Genomic DNA, 18916 nt, shown 5'->3' on the forward strand with positions numbered 1-18916 from the left:
GGGAACTCGGAGACGTAGATGATAGCAACGATACTAGACATCATAACAACTGCTGCGATATTATACATAGTGGCTTCGGGGCTGCTCCTCGTATTCGGCGTTATGAAGCTTATCAATTTCGCACATGGCGGATTGATGACGCTTGGCGGATACGCTGCCGTTATTGCCACAGCGCTTGGGTTGAATCCCTGGATAGGCATTCCTCTGGCGGCGGTCTTTGGGGCGATTGTTGGTCTCGGCATGGAGCGTGTTGTTGTACGGTCGTTATACAATCGGCCGCTCGATGCTATCCTAGCCACCTGGGGCCTGAGCATCATCATTGGCCAGATCATAACTCTGGTCTTCGATCGTGGTGTTCATTTCGCTGAACCTCCAGTTCGAGGGGTGGTCAGTCTCATCGGTGAGTCATATTCGATCTACAGGCTGGTGCTTACCGTTCTCGCACTACTGCTGGGACTTGGTTTGACCTTGATACTCAAGGGTACATCACTAGGTCTCTCCACGCGCGCCGTCATCATGAACGAAGATCTTGCGCGCGGACTTGGAATAAATAGCGGGCTCGTTCGCACGGTGACATTCACCCTTGGCTCTGGGCTGGCCGCCGTTGCCGGCGCTTTGATAACACCTCTTTCGAGTGTCTATCCGGATATGGGCACAGCCTGGCTAATCAGCGCATTTATGCTCGTGCTGGTATCGGGCTCCTCTCTTTATAGCTTGGCTATTGCAAGTGTTGTGTTGGGCGGAGCACAAGTGATTGTCAGTGGTTATTTCGGAGCGGTCCTAGGCGGCATGACAATTGCGGCTCTTGCCGCGGTAATTCTCCGTATTCGACCGCAGGGGTTTTCTTATGAGTGATGTGAACTTGAAGGAATGGGGCAAAGCGCATCACCTTCGGCCACGGGCAAGCCCGCTAACGAGGATGGTCGTTGTAGCAACTATAGCTCTGATCGGTGTTGGCGTCACGCCCTTCTTTATAGATGCGTATTCAGTCAACGTTCTCGTAAGATCGATGATATACGCGTCTATCGCTCTTTCCGTCGATATTCTCTGGGGTTACCTTGGAGTTTTGACTTTCGGGCAGTCGGCATTTTTTGCGGCAGGAGCTTATGTCACCGCCCTGATATTTACCTATCAGGGATTTTCCGCCGAATTGGCTTTTGCTGCTCTTGTAGTCGGTATCGCGGTCGCCGTGGCGATGGCAGGATTGGTTGCGTTTCTTGCCTTTTGGCATGGCGCAACTGATCTATATGCTTCGGTTATCACTCTTGTCTTGCCGATTGTTGTCACGCAACTCCTATTTTCCGGTGGAACCTTCACGGGGTCCAGCAGCGGTCTTACCGGTTTCGAGACCGTTCCTCTCAGTATTGAAGCCTGGTTTTGGGTTGTCGGAGCTTGGCTGGTCATTTTGACAAGCGCGGCATGGCTTTACACGCGCAGTGATGCCGGGCAGCTTCTGGTTGCCATCCGGGAAAACGAGCAGCGTTGCCAGTATCTCGGCTTGAACACATCGAAGATCAAAGCGGTCATCTTTCTCATCTGTGCGGGAATAGGTGCAATCGCCGGATGGATGTATGCTAATTATACGATGGTGGTTGCACCGGAGATTGCTGGCTTTGTGTTCGGAACGGAGCTTCTGATCTGGGTAGCGCTGGGCGGACGGGGCACGTTGTTTGGACCTGTTATCGGCACACTTATCATTGACTATGCGAGCGCACACCTCCAGGGCGACTTCCCGTTCATATGGAAACTGGTCATAGGCGTCATTTTCGTTTCGGTCATCGTAGCCTTGCCACGCGGCCTCCTGCCGGTGGTTTCGAATTCCATGAATTGGCTTCGCAGGCTCGTCATCACGGCGCATCCGAAGGAGCGCGCACCGATGCAGCTGCGCCAAGCGAACGAACGTAGCTCCACCGCGACTAGCGAAGATGGAGGAGCAGCACTTGTTGTGAGCGGTGTCGAAAAACGCTTCGGTAGTCTCGAGGTCCTGTCCGGTATCGATTTTGAAGCTACCTATGGCGAAATTGTCAGCCTCGTTGGACCCAATGGAGCCGGAAAAACCACGCTTATGACCTGTATCGCAGACGGTCTGAAGCGCAGCAGCGGCGCGATATCAGTCGCCGGTGTGGACATAGGGCATCGTCCACCGAACCAATGTGTGCGTCTTGGCGTCGGCCGTAAATTCCAGATGGCCAATGTTTTCGACACGCTGACCGTGGGGGAATGCCTTCAGATCGCGCGAGCTCGTCTCGATGGCTTATCTAAATGGCAAAAATCAGGTGTCTGCAGCCTTCCGCAGTCTGCTTTGCATATTATCCGGGCGACCGGCTTGGATAACGACCTGGACGTGCCTGCGCAAGTGCTGTCGCACGGAAAGAAGCAAGCTTTGGAGTTGGCGATGGTTCTCGCTCTCGAGCCCAAGGTCATTCTTCTGGACGAGCCCACAGCTGGCCTTACTAAGGCTGAGCGTACGCTTATTGGAACGATCCTGACCGAACTTGCCAAAACGGAACAACTCTGCATCCTGCTGGTGGAGCATGATCTGGATTTCGTCCGAGAGATTTCTTCACGGGTGATTGTTCTGCACCAAGGCCGGATTGTTCTTAATGGATCGGTTGATGAGGTGGTGAATTCCGAGCTTGTCAAATCGGTCTACGCTGGGTCTGGGCACTGAGGAGAGTTGACTATGACGGAAACAGTGCTCGCTTTGAAGGGCCTCACCACGGGGTACGGGCAGGCCCCCGTGGTCCGCGACGTCGATTTGACGATCGACCGCGGTGAAATTCTTGCTGTGGTTGGCAAGAATGGTATGGGCAAGACCACGCTTCTCAAATCAATCATGGGATACCTGCCCAAGTTTTCCGGCACCGTTTCGCTCTCCGGGCAATCGGTCAGCGACGGCAAGCCCCATCAAATTGCTCGGCTTGGCGTAGCTTACATACCGCAGGAAAAGGCGTTGTTTCAGGATCTTACGGTCGAGGAGAATATTCGTTTGGCATTGCGTGGTTCGGCGGACTGGAGCGAGGCAAGGGACACGATCAGCCGTTGCTTTCCGTTCCTGCTGGATCGCTTGCGGCAAAAAGCCGGGACGCTAAGTGGCGGCGAACAGAAGATGCTTCTGATGACGCGCTCACTGGCCGTGGGAGCCAAGGTTCTTCTGATCGACGAGATAAGCGAGGGTCTGCAGCCATCGGTAATTTCCAACCTCGTCAAGATCATCCAAGCGGAGAGGGATCGTCTGGGCCTCGCCGTTCTGCTGGTTGAGCAGAACCTTTCCTTCACTTGCGCCGTTTCCGATAAATACGTCCTTCTGGATAAAGGCGAAATATCCGGGTCTGGAAATACCCAGGATCCGGATACCCATGCAAAAATCCTAGCGCATATAAGCCTTTGATCACTCTTAATTAGTTTCGAAGTTCGGAGGATATCCAGTGTACCTGACCAAAAAAGAAAGTGACAGGCTTCTGGTTTTTGTCGCAGCCGAACTGGCACGGCGCCGCCGGGCCAGCGGACTGAGACTAAACTTACCGGAGGCGAGGGCGATAATAGCCGACGCTATCCATGAGGGAGCTAGGCAAGGGAAGTCCGTTTCGGAATTAATGGCATTTGGCCGCACCATACTGAACGCTGAGGAAGTTCAGTCGGGCGTCGTATCGTTGCTCGAAATGCTGATGGTCGAACCTATGTTCCCAGACGGCCAAAAGCTCGTCTGTGTGCATGACCCCGTAAGCCCACCACAGGATGTCGAAGAGGAAGAGGAGCCGGGTTGCTACCGCTTGGCGGAAGACGGGATAGAAATCAATGTGGGTCGCGCGACCACACAGGTCGTCGTTCGCAACATGGGCGACCGCCCCATTCAGATCGGCTCTCATTTCCACTTCTTTGAGGTAAACCCCGAGTTGGATTTCGATAGGGTTGCAGCGTTCGGCTTCCGTCTTGATATTCCAGCTGGAACGACGGTTCGGTTCGAGCCAGGGGATGAGAAAACCGTGGATCTTGTTGCCATTGGAGGCGACCGACGCGTGGAGGGGCTCAACAGCCTGACGGAAGGTCTCCTGGACGATCCGGAGGTAAAACACAGGGCAATCGCACGCGCAGCGGCCGAAGGTTTCAGGGGAGCCCAAAATGGCTAAGCTTCTGTCGCGTCGTCAATATGTCGAGTTGTACGGACCGTCGACCGGAGACCGGGTGCGTCTCGCTGACACCGAACTTTGGGCGGAAGTCGAGCGAGATCTTTTGGTGCCGGGCGACGAGCTCGTGTTCGGAGCTGGAAAAACCATAAGAGTGGGCACTGGCTGTCATGGCCACATCACCGCGGCGGGCGGGGCGCTCGATCTCGTCATCACCAACGCCACGATCATCGATCCAGTCCTCGGGATAATCAAAGCGGACATCGGGATTAAGGATGGCCTGATCGCCGGCATTGGCAAGGCCGGAGATCCGCGGATCATGGATGGGGTGGACCCAAGATTAATCGTCGGCACCAACACCGATGTTCGCGCAGCGGAGGGCCTGATCGTCACGGCAGGGGGGCTCGATTGCCACGTTCATTTCATCGACCCGGGTCAGTGCGAAGAGGCGCTGTCCAGCGGCATCACCACTTTGTTCGGCGGCGGGCTTGGAGCCACAACGGTTCCGATCGCCTCCACCGGCACGGTCAATCTTGGACTCATGCTTCAGGCTGCTGAGGTCTTTCCTGTTAACTTCGGCTTCTTTGGAAAGGCTGCGTCAGACAGTAGCGACCCCCTTCTCGAGCAACTCGACGCTGGGGCTGCCGGATTGAAAATTCACGAGGATTGGGGTGCGACAACCGCTGCGATCCATTCTGCATTGGTAGCTGCTGATGAAGCGGATGTGCAAATCCAATTGCACACCGACACGCTCAATGAGTTCGGTTTTTTAGAGCGGACCTTGAAGGCCATCAATGGCCGCACCATCCATGCCTACCATGTCGAAGGGGCTGGCGGAGGGCATGCGCCCGATATCATCAAGGTGTGCGGCTTCGAAAACGTGCTGCCTTCGTCGACCAACCCGACCAACCCTTACACCATCAATACATTCGACGAGCATTTCGACATGGCGATGGTCAGTCATAACCTGAATCCGAGATTGCCCGAAGACATTGCCTTTGCCGAATCCCGGATTCGGCACGAAACTATTGCCGCGGAAGGCGTGTTGCACGATATCGGCGCAATCAGCGCCATCGGTTCCGATTCCCAAGGCATGGGCCGCATTGCCGAAACAATCGCTCGTACGTGGCAGACAGCGTCACGTATGAAGATACAGCGCGGGGCTCTGCCGGAGGATAGCGGTCGTGGTAATGACAATACCCGGATCAAGCGCTTTATCGCCAAGTACACCATCAATCCCGCGCGGATGTTTGGCGTGGACAAATATGTTGGCTCGCTCGAACCCGGCAAGCTGGCCGACCTCGTTTTCTGGAAGCCGGGGCTGTTCGGCATCAAGCCGGAGGCCGTCTTCAAGTCGGGCTTTCCGGTTATGGCAGTGATGGGTGAGGCGAACGCGTCACTCAATTGCTGCGAGCCGCTGCGCTACCGGCCTCAGTGGGGCTCGTTCGGACGCGCCGTCCAATCGCTTTCGGTACGCTTCGTGTCGCAGCGGGCACTCGACCACGACATTGCCGGAAAGCTGGAACTGCGATCACGATGCGTGGCTGTTTCCGGAACCCGAAAGCTTTCCAAGAAACACATGCTTTGGAACGACAAAGCTCCAAGAGTAACGGTCGATCCCGAAACCTACCAAGTGGAAGTGGACGGTGAACATTGCACGTCGCTGCCCGCCACCAAACTGCCGCTTGGGCCTCTCTACACATTGAAATAGGAGCGATTCATGTCTGCAAAAGCCGTGCGTATCGGCATCGGGGGGCCGGTGGGCTCCGGGAAGACGAGGCTTATCGAGCGTCTCCTGCCTCTTATCCACGAGGCGGGGCTGAAGCCTGCGGTCATCACCAATGACCTGGTCACCCTGGAGGACGCGTTGCGGGTCAAGGCGAGTGGCCTCATCGAGGAAACGCTGGTTATCGGCGTTGAAACCGGCGCATGCCCTCATACCGCGATCAGGGAAGACCCTTCGGTAAACATTCAGGCTGCCGACACCCTGGAACGCGAGAATCCGCTCGATTTGATTTTGATTGAGAGTGGCGGCGACAATTTGGCGGCAACGTTCTCCTCGGAGCTCGTCGACTACTGGATTTTCGTGATCGATTGCGCCGCTGGCGACGATATACCGCGCAAGCGGGGGCTTGGAATGCTCCAAGCCGATCTCCTTGTCGTCAATAAGATTGACCTGGTTCCGCATGTGGGGGCTGATCTCGACCGCATCCGTCATGACGTTCAGATCAATCGCCCTCAAAGGCCGACCATTTACACCAATTTGCGTTCGCCGGAGGGAGCTGTGGAGGTTTTCAAAGCCATGAAAACTGATGCCCTTTTCGGTTGCGGGGTTCATTGATCGGACATGGTACGTTCGTCCGGCCTACTTGATCTAGAATTTGCCGCTGACCGCCTGGGGAAAACGCATCTTATGCAACGGAGCCAACGATTTCCACTGCATTTCACCACTCCTCTCTTTTTAGACGAGCGGCAGCCTGGCATGGCTTTCGTCTACGTCCAAAACCCCTCGGGAGCGGTGTTTGACGGCGATAAGCTGGAACTGCGGATTGCTGCGCGGGACGGTGGCAAGCTTCATGTAACGAGCACGTCCGCAACGAAGCTACACCGCATGTTGGAAGGGTCGGCGTTGCAGAAGGTACAATTGGAGGTAACGCAGGGATCATACATCGAGTATCTGCCGGACCAACTAATCCCGCAGGCACAGTCATCTTACGACCAAGAGACCATGATCGACCTCGAGCGAGGGTCTATGTTGGTTGCAAGCGAAATCATTTCACCAGGACGCCTGGCCCGTGGCGAGGTCTTCGCGTTCGATCGTCTCAAACTAGAAACGCAAATAAAGGTCGGTGGAAGTACGCTTTTCACTGACCGCATGCTTATGGAACCGGCGGCGCTTCCAATCAATACAAGAGGCGTTCTTGGTTCCTTCCTCTATTCGGGAAACCTGCTGGCGCTTGCTCCGGGCGGGAATGCAAAGGGGATATACGAGGCTGCCACATCCCTGGAAATGATGGGTGAAGACTTTCGACTAGGTGTGGGTGCCTTACCCGGAGCGGTTGGCATTGTTGTGAGGGTCCTTGCTCGGTCATCATCAGTAGCTATGCGACTCATGGACGAAACTTGGTCCCGCGTTCGAATGCAGATGATTGGCGCGCCAGCCCCATCTCGGAGGAAATAGATTATGCTTGTCTCGAATAGAATAATTGGCGCCCTCGATGCAACCAAGTACACCGCCGGCGTAGTAGATTTCATAGAAATATCATGGGCGGAGGCAAGTAAGCGACGGCTCCGGCGACGCACAAAGGGTGGGCTCGACTTTGCTGTGTCTATGGAGCACGGTCAGTATATTTTCGACGGAGCGATTCTATTTAGCAACGATGATCATACAATCGTCGCTCAAAGACCTGTGGAGCTTGCGCTGGTCGTAGATATCGATCATACGAACTCGATCCCAGACATCGTCCGCCAGGCTACGCTTATCGGTCACGCTTTCGGAAACCAGCACGTGCCGGTTGAGGTAGACGGCTGTCGCATTCTCGTGCCGATGCTCTCAAGTGAGGAACTGATGGCCAAAACGGTTCGAGATCTTAAACTGGGCGAATTGTCGCTTCGTTTTGACTATGTTCGGCTCGGAGTTTCTCGTCCACTTGTAGTGTCAGGACACTCTCATGGGTGAAGCGTCGCTAGAGCCCCCCAATCGTGCGAGCTTTCTGACGGCCCTCCAGCTGGCCGACAGTTCTCTGCCAATAGGACGTTATGTTCACTCCTTCGGATTGGAAGCACTGCTCAACGAGATCCCAAAAAACTCGATTCAAATCGTGGAAATTGTCAAAGCGGTACTACTCCATGGTACGGGTCGCTCTGACGCAGTTGCCACTGCTCATGCGCATCGAATGTTTTCAATGGCCGACCTTGTCCAACTGCATAAGATCGACGAACATCTCTTAGCTCTGAAGCTGTCGGTGCCTGCGCGGAACGCATCGATCTCGTCTGGACGTCATCTGGCAAAGTTGGCACCACGGATATGGCCTCACAGTGTACTCGCTACGTTTTGCCAAGAAGTGCAAGCGGGCGAGGGCGGTAACCTTGCCGTCGTCACAGCAGCAATATCGGCTTCCCAAGGAATAGGCCTTGAGAACACTGTTCTCGCTGAATTGCGAGGTGCGGCAAGTGGTCTTTTTTCGGCTGCAGTACGTCTGGGACGGATGGGATCGGTAGACGCACAAATTCAACTTCACCAATGCGTTCCGACTATTATCCAAGCCGCGGAACGAGCCTTGGATATGGATTTGGAAGACATGAGTTCGACTACTCTCGAATTGGATATTGCGATGTTACAGCTTCAGCGCAATCCACTACGCCAATTCGCGACGTAGCGGGAATTACGAGATGCGCGGCGTTGATGAATTACAGGAGTCCTACCGCTTGGAAGGCACTTGGCCGGTTGGTATCCTATTCTCGAGGAGTGGTATAACGGCGATCTCTGAGATTTCTCAACTACAGGGCACCTTACTTGCCATTTCCGAGATAAATTTAGCAGGTGGCGTGCTTGGAAAACCGATCTCACCCTTAATCCTCGACCCCGCCTCCGATCCACAACGCTACGCCCAATTCGCCAGTTCGCTGCTGATGGATAGAGGGGTGACTAATATATTTGGCTGTTCGGCTTCCTACAGTCGAAAAGCAGTGATTCCTGTAATAGAGCGGCGTGGAGGACTTCTTTGGTACTCAATTGGCTATGAAGGGTTTGAATACTCGTCGAATATTATATATACCGGACCGGCACCAAATCAACTTCATCTACCACTCGCCGAATATCTTTTTCCCCGGTACGGTCGAAAGCTGATGTGTGTGGGAACCGATTATCTTTTCCCACGTGAATCGAACCGAATTATGCAAGATCTCGTGTCCGAGATTGGTGGCAGTATTGTTGGTGAACACTATCTGCCGTTTAATGCACAGAGAGACGCCTTTTCGAATATCGTCAAAGAGGCGAGAGCGCTCGGTGCCGATGTGATCTTCTCCACGGTGGTGGGACCTGGAATAGCGGCACTTTATGATGCGTATGCCACCGAGAATCTTGATCCATCTGTCATGCCAATCGCCTCCCTGACGACGAACGAAACGCATTGTCAAGAAATGTGGTTCGAACCGTTGCCGGGGCATATCGTTTCCGCCCCATACTTCGAAACAGTAGGATCGCCACGAAATAGTAATTTTGTTGCCAACTATCATCAGCGTTTCGGAGCTAAACGGCCGACCGATGCTTGTGCCGAGGCCGCGTATTTCACCGTTCTGCTATTTGCCCGAGCTTTAGAGCGTGCTGGAACACTGGACCCTGAACGACTTCGAGCCGAAGTGCTCGGATTAGAAATCTCTGCTCCTCAAGGCGTGGTTATGGTCGATCCTGATAATAGCCACACTTATCTCTGGCCACGAATTGGAATGACGGAAGCTGGAAGAAAATTTAGAGTTGTCGCAGAATTCAAACAGGCAATGAAACCCGATCCGTATCTTATGAACTATGTGGGATTGGGTCGAATTAACCACGTTCAAGGATAGAAAGAAGCTTCATGTCCGGTGAGGCGCTGATTCGAGAATTGCGGAAACTGCAAGTTTGGGTGATTCATCCAGAGGACGCAGCTTGTAATGAACTTATTCGACATCTGAAGCGGATCGGGTGCCAGGTCAATACACAGTGGCCAATTCCCGAAAGTTGGCCAGTTCATGCCGATGTCGTCTTCTGTCTTTTTAGCGGACATCTTCCTATCGACGTAAGTGCCTTGAGGAACGGCCGGGAAGGCACACTTATCGGGATTGTGGAATATGAGAGCCCGACCATTGTTCGTGAACTATTGGACGCTGATGCGCAGGCCATCATCGCGAAGCCCATCCATCCTTTCGGCATCCTATCGACTTTATCCGTCGCTAGTTCGCGCTACCGTTTTGAACGCAGACAAAATAGTAAAATCGTCAAGCTTGAGGAAACTTTACGATCACGCCGCGTAGTGAACAACGCGGTTCGACGTCTGGCGACCGAGCGATCGATTAGCGAAGATCAAGCATATCAACTAATCCGACGTTGGTCTCTGGAGCAGCGTGTATCGATGACACGGATCGCTGACCACTTCATCGCCATAGATGAAGGAAGAGATGATTATTCCGAGGAATTCTAAAGGAGATACAAGATGAAATCTGAAACTGAATTAGATTCTTTCCTTCGTGTTGCTCTTGACTGGGAGGTAGACCCCATGGATCCGCCGGCATCCTTCGGGGGGTGGAATACAGGTCGAGTGGTTCAGCAGGTATTTGAAGGCTTATTCGAGGATGACCTTGAGAACGAAGAAGCAAGCCCGACAAAACTTATCCCTGCGCTCTCAAAATCAGTTGATATTTCTGACGATGGACTGAAATATACATTTCATCTGAGAGAAGGAATCCAATTCCATGATGGAACGTCTTTCGACGCTGAGGCGGTTCGTTACAATATAGATCGGATGTGGAATCCCAAAGCTCCCCATTATTCGCCCGTGGCAGCGGACTATAATCGAATTGGACTAGAGGTACTGGATTCCATGGAGATTTTGGGGCAATACACGGTCAAACTCACATTGAAGGAACCTTTTCCAGAGTTTCTCCGTTACATGACTCAAGAAGATGCTCCCGGCGCGCACGTCTACATCAGCCCTGAGGCATTAGAGAGACTAGGGAACTCGGGTATTGCCGATCATGCTCCCGGAACTGGCCCGTTTCGTTTTAATGAGCGGTTTCAGACGCCTTTCGGAAGCGGTGTTCGGCTGCAGCGAAATGAGAATTACTGGGGGGCGCACCCAAGCTTAAGGGTATTGAGTTTAAACCGTATCCGGAGTTGAAAGATCGGTATGAGGCACTACTCACCGACAATGTCGATTTTGCTTATGGCTTGGAAGGTAGTGATCTCGACGAACTAGAGCGACGCGGTTTCATTGTAAAAGAGTGTCGGGTTCCATACATTTGGTATTTCATTTTTAATATGCGCGATCCAGTTCTTCGTGACACTAGAGTGCGTCATGCTATTGCCCATGCAATCAATCGGCAAGAATTGAGCGATAGCGTCTTTCGGGGAGATACAGCGGTCGCATCTGGAATGTTACCACCAGCCTCGCCAGCCTTCGACGACAATTACAAATTTCCTTACGAATACGATCCAGAACGGGCGCGGCAGCTTCTCAAGGAGGCAGGTGTCCCGTCCGATTGGCGATTGCGTATCATGACGGCAAATGCTGGTTCTGGGCAGCTCATGCCCGTGCAAATATGTGATTATCTCGCGAAGAGCCTCGAAGTAATAGGATGTGGTGCAGAGATAGTCCGAACAGAAGACTGGGTCGTCTACTGCAACGAGTGGCGTTCTGGTTTGCCGGATGGCGCGGGCGTCTCACAAATGAGTTGGGGTATGTCTTGTGACATTTGGCTGGACCAGGTGCTGCACTCGAGAAATTGCTCTCCATTTGGGTTCAATGCAGGGTACTATTCTAATTCAAAAGTTGATGGCCTTTTAGATAGAGCGCGTGAAACTCAGAATGATGGCCAACGGGCTCAGCTTTACCGAAAGGCTAATGAATTGATTATGGAGGATCTTCCGGTACTTCCCATGTTAACTTTGCGACGTGGTGCTGTCTGTTATCACCCCCGCGTAAGGGGTTTTCGTAACCCTCACCAGAATTGGCATTCGTTCAAAAATATTTGGATAGAATCCAGAACTTGAACGTCGTTGTGACCTTAGAGTTATTGATGCTTTTGCCTGCGACTACTTGTAGTATCGGCGCGGACGGATTGCGGTCTGCGTCGATAATGCATTGAAGATAAATACTATGAGACCGAACGCAAAGAGACAGACAATGCAAAAAAGTTTGACTAAAGTAATGATGGCTATAGCCATATTCGCCGCAAGCTCCACCGTTGCCAGCGCCCATGTCGGTGTCGGCGATGCGAGCGGTTTCGCGCACGGCTTCATGCATCCGATTGGAGGCATCGACCATATCCTCGCCATGGTCATGGTTGGCCTGTTCGCCGCGCAATTGGGCGGCCGCGCCATGTGGCTGGTGCCGGCTGCCTTTGTCGGCGTCATGGCTGTGGGTGGCGTCGTCGGCTTTTCCGGCATTGAGATGCCGTTTGTCGAACTCGGCATCGGCCTGTCCATCGTCGTGCTTGGTGCGGCGGTGGCATTTGGCCTGAAGCCGGTCGTTGCCGCGGCGATGGGACTGGTCGGCTTCTTTGCCCTGTTCCATGGCTTTGCCCATGGCGCGGAGATGCCGGACAGCGTTGCTGGCCTTGCTTACGGCGCAGGCTTCGTTGTCGCAACCGCGCTGCTGCATGCCGCTGGCCTGGGCCTCGGGTCGATCGCGGCAAGCGGGGCTGGTCCGCGGGGTGAAACGCTGGTCCGGGCAGCAGGCGCGCTTACTGCAGTTGCCGGCGTGGCCGTCGTCACAGGGGTCATTTGATCCATCGTCGAGGCTGCGTAGCCTTCTCTGGAGGTAGCGCCGCCCGATTTCCCGCATACTGACCTGCCACGGGTAATTTCCTCCATCTGAGATTAGAGTCCGGCCCTTGATTGCTCTGATCCCATTGTTTGGACCGCCGGAGGTTAGAGTTTTCCGGCGTTTTCACGATGGCGGGCTGGTTGCGCCATCGGGATTGATCAACGAGATCGGGACCTTGTGCCCGATCGCCCCATGCGGGCGTTCCTCATTGTAGTATCTGCGCCAATTCTCCATCTTTTTCGGCGGCATCCGCAAGCGTCAGGAACCAGTGGGCGTTCAAACACTCCGCTCGGAAGCGGCCGTTGAAGGCTTCGATATAGGCGTTGTCGGGTTGTCGGTTGGCTTTCCGGGCCGGCTGAAGTCGAGCGTCACGCCTCTTGTGTAGGCCCACAGGTCGAGATCTCGTGACACGAACCGAGCCCTGATCGTATCCATCCGGCCAAGACCGCGAGAGATCAGGAATTTGGTTTGTCTGCCATGACGCGCTTGATCATTCCCGGATCGCATTGGGAATCCGCGAGGAACTGTCGCACACCGCCGTCCCAGGTCCGTACGTCTGCGAGGAACTCCTTCAGGCTTTCGATGCCTCGGTCGGTGAAGGTAGTGATGCCCTCTTCGCTTCCGTCGTGGACATGGATCATCTCGCCGTAGTCGATGTTCTCCGAATTGCCGGTGATTTCCTGGAGGAGTTCGAGGTTCTCGCCTATCAGCGTGGCGACGTATTCGATGGTGTAGACACGGGTTGGGCGTGCCATCAGGCGGCCTCTTGCCGGGCGTCTCCGGCGGGAGACCAGTTCCACGGCAGCAGTTCAGGTACTCTGGATACGGGGAAGCTGGGCATCCTGGCGAGCACGTCCGCCAGCCAGGCCTGCGGGTCGATATTGTTCATCTTTGCCGTAACGATCAGGGAATACATGAAAGCGGCGCGCTCGCCTCCGCGCTGGGAACCGGCGAAGAGCCATGCCTTTCTGCCGAGAGCGATACCGCGCAGAGCGCGTTCGGCGGCGTTGTTCGTAAGACAAAGCCTGCCGTCTTCGAGGAAACGGGTGAAGGCCTCCCAGCGTCCCTCCTTCTCGAACATGTAGTTGATCGCCTTGGCAACGGGATTGTGCCTGGACATTTGCGCGCGCTGGGCCTTGAGCCAGTCGTGCAATTCCTCGACGAGAGGGCGGGCATGCTGCTGTCGGGCAGCAAGCCGCTTCTCGGCAGGCATACCGTTTATCCCACGCTCGATGTCGAACAGGGCGTCGATAAGAGCCACGGCCTGAAACGCGACAGGCGAGATCTCGTGACCGGGTTTGCCTTTGCGCACATTGCCGGCAATGTCTGCCAGTTCGAAGAACTTGCGCCGCGCATGGCTCCAGCACAGGGCGCTGAGCACCGGCGCGGGGCTGCGGCCTGCACGATAGAGGTCGTTGTAGCCACCGTAGGCGTCAGCCTGCAGTGTGCCGCTCCATCCAGCGAGATGCCGGTTGGGATGGGTCTTCTCACGATCGGAAGAGAAGTAGAAAAGTGCCGCGGGAGGAGCGCCGCCCGCGAAGGGGCGGTCATCGCGGACGTAGGTCCAGAGCCGGGCCTGCCTCGTTGCTCCCCGAGCCAGAAGCGGCACGGTGGTGTCATCCCCATGCAACCTCTCGGCGGCGAGAACATGTGCCCGGATCAGATCATGGACCGGCTGCAGGGCGGTGGCGCAAGCGCCGACCTGATCGGCCAGCGTGGAGAGGCTGAGATCGACGCCTTCCCTGGCATAACGCTCGGCCTGGCGGTTCAGGGGCTGATGCTGGCCGAACTTCTCGAAGAGGATCGTCGCCAGCAGGTTCGGTCCCGCCCATCCGCGCGGTGTGGCATGGAAGGGCGCCGGTGGCTGGCTAATCTTCTCGCAATCCCGGCAGGTGAACTTCTCGCGCACCGTCTGGATTACCTTCCACTGGCGAGGGATCATCTCCAGCGTCTCGGTTATGTCTTCGCCCATCTTCAAGATTCGGGGCGAACCGCAGCAGGTGCAGGTCGAGGGAGCCTCGATAACCAGACGCTCGCGCGGTAAGTGTTCCGGAAATGGTTTGCGCACCGGACGACGACGTTCGAAGGCGGAAACATTCGTGTTCTTCGCCGCGGCGCGTTCTGCCGCTATCTCGTCTTCGGTTGCGTCGGCCTCGAGTTCTTCGAGCTGCAACTCCATCTGGTCGATCAGCCGGGCACGGCGTTCCGAACTCTGGCCATACTGCTCGCGTCGCAATTTGGCGATCTCGAGCTTGAGGTGCCTGATCATCGCCTCGGAGCTTGAGACGACGGCGCGGACCTGCGCAAGTTCGGTCTCGGCCAAGACGGCGCGAGCCTCCGATGCCGCAAGCGCTTCGCGTAATCTGGCAATCTCCGAAGCGGCTTCATCCATGGTGGAAAGGTTACCATGATAGCCGCCGAAAACCTAACAAAAACAGATAAATATGGACGATCAACCTGCCTTCGAAGGTCGCTGCGTCCAGCGCGGATTACGCCAGTCGATCCCTTCGAGAAGATAGCCCAATTGCGCTGACGAAACAGGAACGGCAGAGCCGATATGGCTGATTGGCCAGATGAACTTTCCGGCCTCCAGGCGCTTCATATAGAGCGACATGCCAACCCCGTCATGCCACAGGACCTTGATCAGATCGCCCTTGCGTCCCCGGAAACAAAAGAGTTCGCCGCCATGAGGATCGCGCCCGAGCCCTTCCTGCACCTTCAGCGCCAGGCTGTTCATGCCGCAACGCATGTCCGTCACGCCACCCGCGATCCAGACCTTCACCCCGGCCGGAAATGCGATCATGACGCGTCCAGAACCGGCAACAGACGGACCAGGATGTTCGGATCGAGCGAGGCCGGGATCGTCAGGCGGCGGCCATTCGGTAGACCGATCTCGATCCGCACGTCATCATCAGTCCGAGGCTGCGACACCACCTCACGAGGCTCGGCTTCCGGCGGCGAAATCGCCAGCGGCACGAAGCCATGGTAAGCCGCACGGCCAAGAACGCCGCTCCGGTACTCCCGACGCCAGATCGTAAGCAGCGAGCGCGATAACCCGTAGCGCCGAGCCGTCGCCGAACCCTGCCGATAGCCCTGCAAGCTCTCCTCGACGATGCGGATCTTCTCTTCATCCGTCCAGACCCGCCGACGGCCCAGGTCACCGGCAGCCAGAACCTCAATTTGTGAAACGACTGTAGCGCATGACATAAGGCATGCACTTAAAGCCAATCATCAAATCATGGCAGACGGCTTTCGGCGCAGGGGTACCCCTGATCGACCCGGATCTTCGGATAGCCGATCGTGGGGCAAACCTGTTCCAGCGTCCTGACCACATCTTCGGCCCGGTAGCTGAACCGCGGGTCGAGCGTGAGCGTCCGGTGAGCGGATTTTGCTGAACGAGCCAGTTAGGCGATGTTCTGGCATTAGAACCAGCATTAGTGCTGACACTAATATCAGATCTGAGAGGTTGGCATGGCTCGCATGGAGATCATTTCCGGCGTTGAGCGTAGGCGGCGGTGGTCGAAGGAAGCGAAGCTGGCGATATTGGCTGAAGCCGATCAACCGGGCGTTCGCATTGGTGATGTCGCTCGTCGCCATGACATTTATCCTGCGCAGATCCGTTTATGGCGGAAAACGCTTAGCCACTTGGATGTGTCAGCCTCGTTCCTGCCGGTCCACCTGGTCAACGAAATAAGCCTCGGGCAGATGCCGGCGGCCGGCGGGGGGCCAGTGCTTATCAAGATCCAGCTACGAAATGGTCGCAGTTTGAAAGTTCCGGCGGACATTGAACGCAAGACGCTGTCATCGTTGATCGCGTGTGTTGAGGCTGCATGATCGGGCCGACAGGAAATGTGCGGGTCTACTTGGCTTGCGGGGTGACCGATATGCGGCGCGGTATCGATGGTCTGTCTGCTATGGTCGAGGCGGTGATCAAGGAAGCGCCGGGTTCCGGAGCGATCTTCGGGTTCCGTGGAAAGCGCGCCGACCGGATCAAGCTTCTATGGTGGGATGGCCAAGGGTTCTGCCTATTCTACAAGATTCTCGAGCGCGGATACTTTCCTTGGCCGACGGCGAAAGATGGTGTTGCGCATCTGACGCAGGCTCAGTTGTCGATGCTTGTTGAAGGGATTGACTGGCGCCGACCAGCGTGGACTTCCGCCCCTGGCCGAACGGGTTAAAAGCTATATTTTACAGAGACATCCGAGGCAAAACGCTAGTGCTTTCGCTGCAAATCGGCTATGTTTTTGGGCATGAAAGCACCGCCGCTGGACAGTCAGGACGAGCTATTGGCATTGCGCGCGCTCGTCGCTGAACAGGCGGTGAAACTCAGCGCGCAAGAAGCCGAAGTCATCAAACGCGACTCGATCATCGGTCTTCTGCGCGCGCAGCTGGAACTGCTCCGACATCGGCAGCACGGCGCATCCTCAGAAAAGATCGATCGAAAGATTGAGCAATTCGAACTGATGCTCGAGGAGATCGAATCCTCTCGCGCCGAGGCTGATGCTCGTTCCGGAAAAGGCCTGCTGCCAGATCTGGATGATACCCCCGACAAGCCGAAACGCAGACCTCTGCCGGATGGCCTTCCAACTGAAGAGCGGGTGTACGCAGCGCCCTGCAGTTGCCCGACTTGTGGTGGCCTGTCCTTCCTGAAGGCGGCCGACAAGGTGGTCCAGGTGATGGAGCATGTGCCGGCTTCCGGCATATTGAGAAGCGCATGGTCTGTAAGGACTGCGATACAACGGTATCGGGTGAGATGCCGAGCTTGCCGATCGAGCGAGGCAAACCTGGACCAGGACTGCTCGCACACATCATGGTCGCCAAATTTGACGATCATATCCCACTCTACCGTTTGTCCGAGATGTACGACCGGCTGGGGGTAGACATCTCCCGCTCCGTCATGGCGGACTGGGTCGGTCGCGTGTCAGTCCTGCTGGCCCCGCTCATCCTGCTGATCAGAGCCCACATCGCGGCCGTCGATCGAATACACACGGACGATACCCCGGTCGATGTCCTCGACCCAGGACGAGGAAAGACGAAAACCGGCAGGGTCTGGGTCTATGTCTTCGATGGCAGCGGCTACAAGGATCCCACGCCCGGAGCGATCGCCTATTACTATAGCCCCGACCGAAAGGGCGTGCATCCGGCTGAACACCTCGCTCACTTCAGCGGCGTAATGCATGCGGATGGGTATGCTGGCTACAGCAAGCTTTACGGCAACCAGATCATCGAAGCTGCCTGCATGGCGCATGTGCGCCGTAAGTTCCATGATGTGATCAAGCTCAAGCCATCTCCGATCGCCGACGAGGCTCTGTCGCGCATCGGTGCACTCTACGATATCGAGGACCGTATCCGCGGCATGTCGGCTGACGAGAGGCGAACACTGCGCCAGCAACACGCCAGACCCATTCTGGCGGACCTCAAGGCCTGGATTGAAACGACGCTTTCGACGCTGCCGCAGAAACAGAAGCTAGCAGAAGCGATGCGATATGCTCTCTCGCGATGGGCAGCTTTGAGCGTCTACATTGACGATGGCCGTGTCGAAATCGATAACAACATAGCTGAGCGCGCTATGAGGCCACTCGGAATTGGAAGAAAAAATTGGCTCTTTGCTGGGTCAGACAAGGGCGGCGAGCGCATCGCCAATATCCTGACCATCATCGAGACAGCTAAGCTCCATGGCCGCAATCCAGAGGCCTATCTGACAGACGTCCTGACCAGGATCCAGAGCCATCCGAAGGATCGACTTGAGGAACTGCTCCCGTGGCAGTGGGCTCCGGCAAAAGACCGGTACGAGGCTGCGTGATGGCGCGCTCAAGGATCATCTATACCCTCAAAGAGGTCGCTGAGATGATCGGCGAGAACCTCGAGTTGATCGAAGAGGTGACCGCCAACTCGGATAATATCAGCGAGGGCGAATTGCTTTATGTCCGCGACGGCAGCGAATACGGCACGAAGGGCCTGACCGAGAACGGCGTGGACGAGCTCCAAAATCTCCTCGCCGACATAAGGACATGGGATGGTGGAATCCGCCAGTTTCTCGTCGATGAACAATGCGATCCGGATGTGGTCGAACGCGTTATGGCAGACGAGATGAAACGCGGCCTATAATATCGGCCTCTCAACCAAGCGAAAATGCCTTCGCCGGACGCTCACGGTCGAGCACTGGGACGTAACGTGAGAACGTGTCGACGACCGTCAAGACGCGGATCTTCTTGCCCATCGCCAACTGGACGCCTCGAAAAACCTCGCCATTGACGGCTCGGGATG

19 protein-coding genes and 3 pseudogenes are annotated in these 18916 nt (G+C 55.6%); 17 read left to right on the plus strand and 5 right to left on the minus strand.

Annotated elements, in window-relative coordinates; all coding sequences use genetic code 11:
• The first annotated feature begins 18 nt into the window (after positions 1-18).
• From B9Z03_RS00905 to B9Z03_RS00965, 13 genes and pseudogenes are all read left to right on the plus strand, one after another.
• Entirely contained in the window at positions 19-855 is an 837-nt protein-coding gene (locus tag B9Z03_RS00905) for a branched-chain amino acid ABC transporter permease (protein WP_085462493.1), read from the plus strand.
• Positions 848-2671, plus strand: a complete 1824-nt coding sequence (locus B9Z03_RS00910; RefSeq protein ID WP_085462494.1) for a branched-chain amino acid ABC transporter ATP-binding protein/permease — start codon at positions 848-850, stop codon at positions 2669-2671. Before B9Z03_RS00905 ends, B9Z03_RS00910 begins: the two co-directional genes overlap by 8 nt.
• A gap of 12 nt (positions 2672-2683) precedes the next feature.
• Positions 2684-3391 carry an ABC transporter ATP-binding protein gene (locus B9Z03_RS00915; protein ID WP_056242618.1) on the plus strand — a complete coding sequence of 236 codons (708 nt, stop codon included), beginning with the start codon at positions 2684-2686 and terminating at the stop codon, positions 3389-3391.
• A 37-nt stretch (positions 3392-3428) separates the two neighbouring features.
• On the plus strand, positions 3429-4130 hold the full coding sequence (locus B9Z03_RS00920) for an urease subunit beta (RefSeq protein ID WP_056242616.1): 702 nt from the start codon (positions 3429-3431) through the stop codon (positions 4128-4130).
• Positions 4123-5838 (plus strand): urease subunit alpha, encoded by a 1716-nt coding sequence (gene ureC, locus B9Z03_RS00925; RefSeq protein WP_056242614.1) that lies wholly within the window; start codon positions 4123-4125, stop codon positions 5836-5838. The genes B9Z03_RS00920 and ureC overlap by 8 nt, the downstream gene beginning before the upstream one ends.
• 9 nt (positions 5839-5847) lie before the next feature.
• Complete coding sequence (gene ureG / locus B9Z03_RS00930) at positions 5848-6468, plus strand: urease accessory protein UreG (RefSeq protein WP_056242613.1); 621 nt, start codon at positions 5848-5850, stop codon at positions 6466-6468.
• A gap of 141 nt (positions 6469-6609) precedes the next feature.
• Positions 6610-7308 carry an urease accessory protein UreD gene (locus B9Z03_RS00935; protein WP_176247385.1) on the plus strand — a complete coding sequence of 233 codons (699 nt, stop codon included), beginning with the start codon at positions 6610-6612 and terminating at the stop codon, positions 7306-7308.
• 3 nt (positions 7309-7311) lie between these two features.
• Positions 7312-7806 carry an urease accessory protein UreE gene (locus B9Z03_RS00940; RefSeq protein ID WP_056242797.1) on the plus strand — a complete coding sequence of 165 codons (495 nt, stop codon included), beginning with the start codon at positions 7312-7314 and terminating at the stop codon, positions 7804-7806.
• Positions 7799-8506 (plus strand): urease accessory protein UreF, encoded by a 708-nt coding sequence (locus tag B9Z03_RS00945; RefSeq protein ID WP_085462496.1) that lies wholly within the window; start codon positions 7799-7801, stop codon positions 8504-8506. The genes B9Z03_RS00940 and B9Z03_RS00945 overlap by 8 nt, the downstream gene beginning before the upstream one ends.
• 13 nt (positions 8507-8519) lie before the next feature.
• Entirely contained in the window at positions 8520-9692 is a 1173-nt protein-coding gene (locus tag B9Z03_RS00950) for a transporter substrate-binding domain-containing protein (protein ID WP_082549691.1), read from the plus strand.
• Between the two features lie 11 nt (positions 9693-9703).
• Positions 9704-10306, plus strand: a complete 603-nt coding sequence (locus tag B9Z03_RS00955; protein ID WP_082549692.1) for an ANTAR domain-containing response regulator — start codon at positions 9704-9706, stop codon at positions 10304-10306.
• A gap of 75 nt (positions 10307-10381) precedes the next feature.
• Positions 10382-11874 (plus strand): annotated as a pseudogene (locus B9Z03_RS00960) (ABC transporter substrate-binding protein).
• 133 nt (positions 11875-12007) lie between these two features.
• Positions 12008-12610: a HupE/UreJ family protein gene (locus tag B9Z03_RS00965; RefSeq protein WP_056242802.1), complete on the plus strand. Its 603-nt coding sequence runs from the start codon at positions 12008-12010 to the stop codon at positions 12608-12610.
• A gap of 162 nt (positions 12611-12772) precedes the next feature.
• Here B9Z03_RS00965 and B9Z03_RS00970 read toward each other — a convergent pair.
• From B9Z03_RS00970 to tnpA (B9Z03_RS30550), 5 genes and pseudogenes are all read right to left on the minus strand, one after another.
• A pseudogene (locus B9Z03_RS00970) lies at positions 12773-13093 on the minus strand (integrase core domain-containing protein); the annotation flags it as partial.
• Between the two features lie 11 nt (positions 13094-13104).
• The gene (locus B9Z03_RS00975; protein WP_056242805.1) at positions 13105-13404 is read right to left on the minus strand and encodes a hypothetical protein; all 300 of its coding nucleotides are present in this window, start codon (positions 13402-13404) and stop codon (positions 13105-13107) included.
• A complete protein-coding gene (gene tnpC, locus B9Z03_RS00980; RefSeq protein ID WP_085462498.1) occupies positions 13404-15041 on the minus strand; it encodes an IS66 family transposase in 1638 nt (545 codons plus the stop codon). The genes B9Z03_RS00975 and tnpC (B9Z03_RS00980) overlap by 1 nt, the downstream gene beginning before the upstream one ends.
• A 60-nt stretch (positions 15042-15101) precedes the next feature.
• A complete protein-coding gene (gene tnpB / locus B9Z03_RS00985) occupies positions 15102-15452 on the minus strand; it encodes an IS66 family insertion sequence element accessory protein TnpB (protein ID WP_085462499.1) in 351 nt (116 codons plus the stop codon).
• Positions 15449-15877 (minus strand): IS66-like element accessory protein TnpA, encoded by a 429-nt coding sequence (gene tnpA / locus B9Z03_RS30550; protein ID WP_432416975.1) that lies wholly within the window; start codon positions 15875-15877, stop codon positions 15449-15451. The genes tnpB (B9Z03_RS00985) and tnpA (B9Z03_RS30550) overlap by 4 nt, the downstream gene beginning before the upstream one ends.
• Positions 15878-16120: 243 nt before the next feature.
• On the opposite strand from tnpA (B9Z03_RS30550), the gene tnpA (B9Z03_RS00995) reads away from it, so the two are divergent.
• The 4 genes and pseudogenes from tnpA (B9Z03_RS00995) to B9Z03_RS30100 all read left to right on the plus strand — a co-directional run bounded on the left by tnpA (B9Z03_RS00995) (position 16121) and on the right by B9Z03_RS30100 (position 18757).
• Positions 16121-16483 carry an IS66-like element accessory protein TnpA gene (gene tnpA / locus B9Z03_RS00995; RefSeq protein WP_056242661.1) on the plus strand — a complete coding sequence of 121 codons (363 nt, stop codon included), beginning with the start codon at positions 16121-16123 and terminating at the stop codon, positions 16481-16483.
• The gene (tnpB, locus tag B9Z03_RS01000) at positions 16480-16827 is read left to right on the plus strand and encodes an IS66 family insertion sequence element accessory protein TnpB (RefSeq protein WP_018240454.1); all 348 of its coding nucleotides are present in this window, start codon (positions 16480-16482) and stop codon (positions 16825-16827) included. Before tnpA (B9Z03_RS00995) ends, tnpB (B9Z03_RS01000) begins: the two co-directional genes overlap by 4 nt.
• 72 nt (positions 16828-16899) lie before the next feature.
• A pseudogene (tnpC, locus tag B9Z03_RS01005) lies at positions 16900-18452 on the plus strand (IS66 family transposase).
• Positions 18452-18757, plus strand: coding sequence for a hypothetical protein (locus B9Z03_RS30100; RefSeq protein WP_037069814.1), 306 nt, complete (start codon positions 18452-18454; stop codon positions 18755-18757). Before tnpC (B9Z03_RS01005) ends, B9Z03_RS30100 begins: the two are co-directional and overlap by 1 nt.
• Positions 18758-18916 lie beyond the last annotated feature (159 nt).

Source organism: Mesorhizobium australicum, from assembly GCF_900177325.1.
Taxonomy (GTDB): Bacteria; Pseudomonadota; Alphaproteobacteria; order Rhizobiales; family Rhizobiaceae; genus Mesorhizobium_A; species Mesorhizobium_A australicum_A.